Source organism: Sphingobium sp. LMA1-1-1.1, from assembly GCF_040676365.1.
Classification (GTDB): Bacteria; Pseudomonadota; Alphaproteobacteria; order Sphingomonadales; family Sphingomonadaceae; genus Sphingobium.
This window is the reverse complement of sequence record NZ_JBEGHS010000068.1, coordinates 1-255: the sequence shown is the minus strand read 5'-3', so window position 1 is coordinate 255 and position 255 is coordinate 1. Positions and strand designations below refer to the sequence as shown.

The window sequence follows — 255 nt, the reverse complement described above, 5'->3', positions numbered from 1 at the left end:
AAGCGCAATATAGCCCCGAACGCCTGCTGCATCCCCTGAAGCGCCAGCCGGACGGCACCTTCGCGCGCATCTCGATCGAGCAGGCGCTCGACGAAATCGCCGAGAAGATGAAGGTGATCATCGACCGTGACGGTCCCGAGGCGCTGGGCCTGTTCATCGGCAACGGGGCGAACTTCAACTCCGCCGCCTTCTCGATCCACTTGCCGTTCATGCAGGCGGTGGGATCGCGGCACTTTTTCACCACCAATACGCTCG

Annotated in this window: 1 protein-coding gene; it reads left to right on the top strand. The window is 62.4% G+C overall.

What is annotated here, in order from left to right:
* Nucleotides 1-255: molybdopterin-dependent oxidoreductase (locus tag MRBLMA1_RS20855; protein WP_363739566.1), on the top strand; the 255-nt coding region annotated here is incomplete at both ends.